This is a genomic window from Candidatus Protofrankia californiensis, from assembly GCF_900634765.1.
Taxonomy (GTDB): domain Bacteria; phylum Actinomycetota; class Actinomycetes; order Frankiales; family Frankiaceae; genus Protofrankia; species Protofrankia californiensis.
Map to the genome: position 1 here is coordinate 7816 of NZ_CAAAFT010000081.1, position 4171 is coordinate 11986.

The 4171-nt window shown below is 70.9% G+C and carries 4 protein-coding genes; 3 read left to right on the plus strand and 1 reads right to left on the minus strand.

The features are described from left to right. Both DD1DGNOD_RS28795 and DD1DGNOD_RS05020 read left to right on the plus strand, forming a co-directional pair. Positions 1 to 504 (plus strand): ParA family protein (locus DD1DGNOD_RS28795; protein WP_430827754.1); only part of this gene is annotated, 504 nt, incomplete at its 5' end. After that, positions 501 to 875: a hypothetical protein gene (locus DD1DGNOD_RS05020; protein WP_241251239.1), complete on the plus strand. Its 375-nt coding sequence runs from the start codon at positions 501 to 503 to the stop codon at positions 873 to 875. The genes DD1DGNOD_RS28795 and DD1DGNOD_RS05020, both read left to right, overlap by 4 nt. Positions 876 to 886: 11 nt before the next feature. Here the strand turns inward: DD1DGNOD_RS05020 and DD1DGNOD_RS05025 are convergent, their stop codons facing one another. Then, positions 887 to 2830: a DEAD/DEAH box helicase gene (locus DD1DGNOD_RS05025; RefSeq protein WP_131765473.1), complete on the minus strand. Its 1944-nt coding sequence runs from the start codon at positions 2828 to 2830 to the stop codon at positions 887 to 889. Between the two features lie 379 nt (positions 2831 to 3209). Here DD1DGNOD_RS05025 and DD1DGNOD_RS05030 point away from each other — a divergent pair, with 379 nt between their 5' ends. Continuing rightward, on the plus strand, positions 3210 to 4007 hold the full coding sequence (locus DD1DGNOD_RS05030) for a ferritin-like fold-containing protein (RefSeq protein WP_131765474.1): 798 nt from the start codon (positions 3210 to 3212) through the stop codon (positions 4005 to 4007). The last annotated feature ends 164 nt before the right edge of the window (positions 4008 to 4171 follow it).

Below are 4171 nucleotides of genomic sequence, written 5' to 3' on the forward strand. Positions count from 1 at the left end.
CTGTCGCATCGCGGTGTCGGGCAGCTGCTCGACACCGTCCATGACGTGCAACGCCTCACCAATGCCGACCTGCGGGTCCGCGGGGTGTTGCCGACCCTGTTCGACGCCCGGACCGCGCACGGCCGCGCCGTTCTCGTGGACATCTCCGCCCGGTACGTGGTCACGGTGCTCCAGCCGCCCATAGCGCGGTCGGTCCGGTTCGCCGAGGCGCCGGGTTCCGGGCGCTCGATCCTCACGACGGCGAGGCGTTCCAGGGGCGCGGAGGCATATCGGTCACATGCCCGGGCGCTCGTGGAGGCGGAGTCCGCCGCGGGTGCGCCGCAAGGGGCTCGGCCACGTCCGGGTGCGCATGAACGCCAGGAGGAGGGCGGCCCGGACGCCGGGGCCCGGGTGTCACCGCCGGCACCGCCGGCACTGCCGGCACTGCCGGCCAGATCACCGGCACGGCCGCCGGCTGTGACACCGGTGGTGGCGACCGCGGTGTCCCAGGTCGCGAGCCGATGAACTCCCGCCGGGGAGCGGACGCCGCGTCCGCTGGCTTCGACCGGTTGCGGCCGCGCAGCGCGCAGCCTCCGCCGGCGACCCTCGAGCGGTCCGTCACCCCCATAACGGTCGGCCGTGACGTCCATGGCAAGCGGGTCCTCTACAGCGGGGTCAGGCCGGTCGGGCCGGTGGCGAGTGGCCTGGACGTGCTGTGCTCCCGCTGTGGACAGACGACTACGATCCGGCCGCGCGGGGCGGTCGCCCTGTTGACCCCCAGCGTGCACGTTCCGCTGCCACGGCTGCGCTACCGGTCACTGTTGCGGTGCCCGGCATGCCAGCGGATCACCTGGGTACGCATCCGGCTGCGGGTTCGCGCATCCTCCCGATCTTGATGGCGATCGGGTCAGGCTGACTCGGCCTGACGCTCGATCCGGTTGTCCAGCCCGCCGGGCAGGTTCGCGTCCGCGGTCGGTGAGCCGACGGAACGACTGCGATCGTCACGACGACGACGGCGTCGGCGGGGACCTGGGTCGTTCACCACGGCATCATCCGCACCGGAGTCCGGCCCACCAGAACCATGATCCACCATGTCGGGATCGGCCACTGTCGGGCGGAGCGGAGCAGGCTCCAGGAACAGAGCGGTCGTGCTGACCGCCGGTCGTATCCGCTCGACAAGTCCGGACGGCTGCGGTTCGGTCACGAACAGCCCGCCACCCGGTGCACCGGGCAGTTCCACGGACGCCGCCGGCTGTGGGGCTGGATGCCCCGGGTCCGCATGCGCGGGGGTTGCCGGTTCCGCGCCTGTGAGCTCGGCGGAGGCGACCGTGGGAACCGCGGCCACCGCAGCGACCGCCGCACCGCCTCCACGGGTGCGGCGCCGGGTCCGGGTCGTGCGGGCGGCGGGGGGCCGACTGGCCGACGCCTGGGTGCATGCGGCGTCCGACCGGCCGTCAGCCCGACGCGGCCGGCGGCGCGTACCGCGACCGGTCTCCCCGAGGTCCTCGACCTGCTCGGCGGCAAGCCCGGCCCGGGTGCGGGACGCCTGCGGCAGCACCCCACGGGCATCCACGGGGATCGCCAGGGCTTCGAACAGGTGCGGGGAGGTGGAGTAGGTCTCGATCGGCGTGTCGAAGGAAAGACCCAGGGCCTGGTTGACCAGGGTCCACCGTGACATATCGTCCCAGTCGACGAAGGTCACCGCCACGCCGCTGCCGCCGGCCCGGCCGGTGCGGCCGATGCGGTGCAGGTAGACGTTCTCGTCCTCGGGGCACTGGTAGTTGACCACGTGGGTCACCCCGCCGATGTCGATGCCACGGGCGGCGACGTCGGTGGCGACCAGCACATCGATCTTGCCTGATCGGAACGCCCGCAGTGCCTGTTCCCGCTGGCCCTGGCCGATGTCCCCGTGGACGGCCGCGGCAGCGAAACCACGCTGCGTCAGGTCGTCGGCGATCTTGTCGGCCGTGCGTCGCGTCCGGACGAACACGATGGCCAGGCCCCGGCCCTCGGCCTGCAGGACCCGGGCCAGCACTTCGATCTTGTCTAGCGCGTGCGCGCGAAAGACGTGCTGGCTGATGTCCGGCACCGTGCGGCCCTCGCTGGGGTGTTCCGCGGTGACATGGACCGGCCGCCGCATGAACCGGCGGGCCAGTGAGATCACCGGCGGTGGCATCGTTGCGGAGAACAGCAGTGTCTGGTGGATGTCCGGAATCTGGGCGAGGATGCGCTCGACGTCCGGGAGGAAGCCGAGGTCAAGCATCTCGTCGGCCTCGTCGAGAACGAGCATGCGTACCGCCGTCAGCACGAGAGCGTTCTGGCGGGCCAGGTCGAGCAGCCTGCCGGGGGTGCCGACGACGATGTCCACGCCGGCGCGCAGGCTTGCCAGCTGCGGCTCGTAGGCGCGGCCGCCGTAGACCGAGAGCACCCGCAGGCCGCGGCCCGAGCCGGCGCGGTCGATGTCGGCGGTGACCTGCAGGCACAGCTCACGGGTGGGAACGACCACGAGTGCCTGGGGTTGCCCGTCGGCGCCTTCGCCGCGGCTGGTCACCCGCTGCGCGAGCGGGATGCCGAAAGCGAGTGTCTTGCCGGTGCCGGTGCGGGCCTGGCCGATGATGTCGGACCCGGCCAGCGCCAGCGGGAGCGTCAGTTCCTGGATGGGAAAGGGGGAGATGATGCCCTTGGCGCGCAGAGCCTCAACGATCTCTTCGCGAACACCGAGGTCGGCGAAGCCGGACGCCGGTGTCGTGGCCGGCGCTGTTGGGGCCCCCGTCTCGCCGGTGTCCGGGTGCCCCGTGGGATCCGTGGGGTCATCGTGTCTGTGTGTTGTGGTTTCGGCTGAAACGGACAGCGGGATACTCCTGGTCTGTTAGAGGGCCGGAGACGGCACGATCATCTTTCTCCCGTGCCGCCGAAGGCCCAGGTCCCCGAGTCGCTATGAGCGGGATCCGACGCTGCACCCGCTCACGACATGTACCGGCGGGGTCCGCTGACCCGGAGTGGGGCGACGCCCGCGCGGGCCGGAAGTGGTCTTGGCAGCTCCCGGCTAATGATAAGGATAACCTGTGGGCTGCTCTCTGAGACATGTTCCGACACGATGACCTTCGGCAGGGTGGTGCGGCCCATTCCGTCAGATGCCGCAAGTGCCTGCGCCGTAAGGCGTTCCGGCCTGCTTCCGGTCGGGGTATATCGGGGCAGTTCACGTGTGGACGATGTTGAGGTGATCCGATATGACGGACAGTACGGGTACCGACCGGGTCGGCTTTCCGGCGCCGTCGACTGACAGGGGCAGCTCCGCTCGCGGCCTCGACCTGGAGAGCCAAAGGTGGCGCGATCATGATTCTTTCGCGCACCGTGACGTCCAGGCCCGCGACGCTGCCCGCACGGCCGCGCCGGACATCGCCGTCGTGGATCTGCTGGGGCTGCTGGCGTTCGGCGAACTGACCGCGTTCGAGCGGCTTGCCACGGACGCGCGGATGGCTCCCACGCTGACCGACAAGATTGCCTTGGCCGGCATTGCCGCTGCCGAATTTGCGCACTTCGAGGCGGTCCGCGCTCATCTGGTGCGGACAGGGGTCGATCCGGTGAAGGCCATGGAGCCGTTCGTGTCGCCGCTGACGAACTTCCACAACCTCACCGCGCCTGCCGACTGGCTGGAAAGCCTGGTCAAGGTGTATGTCGGGGACAACATCGCCGCGGACTTCTACCGCGAGATCGCCGCTGTGCTCGCCCCTGACGTCCGTGCGCTGGTTCTCGATGTCCTTGCCGACACCGGCCACGCCGCGTTCGCCGTAGAACGTGTCCGGGCGGCTACCGAGGCCGATCCGACCGTGGCGGGCCGGCTTGCGCTGTGGGCCCGGCGGCTGATGGGAGAGGCACTGACCGAGGCGCAGCGGGTCGCGGTGGACCGCAGTGCGCTCACCGGCCTGCTGGACGGGATGGGCGATCTGACGGCGTTGGCGGAGCTGTTCAACCGGATCACCCTTGCGCACACGGCGCGGATGGAGGCGCTCGGCCTGTCGACCTGATCATGTGGCCGGGCCGGGCCGGGTCGGGTGGCCGGGGTCCGACCGCTCGCGCCCAGGGCCGGGTGGACCCACGAACCCACAGGTTGGGCAGGCCCGTCCGGACGGGTCCCGCCGGGCCGTCCCCGCTCGCGCATTCTTCGCGCGTCCTTTGCGCGTTGCACGAG

Coding starts and splice junctions, on each gene's coding strand:
- DD1DGNOD_RS05030 (WP_131765474.1), top strand. CDS start 3,210: ATGACGGACAGTACGGGTACCGACCGGGTCGGCTTTCCGGCGCCGTCG.
- DD1DGNOD_RS05020 (WP_241251239.1), top strand. CDS start 501: ATGAACTCCCGCCGGGGAGCGGACGCCGCGTCCGCTGGCTTCGACCGG.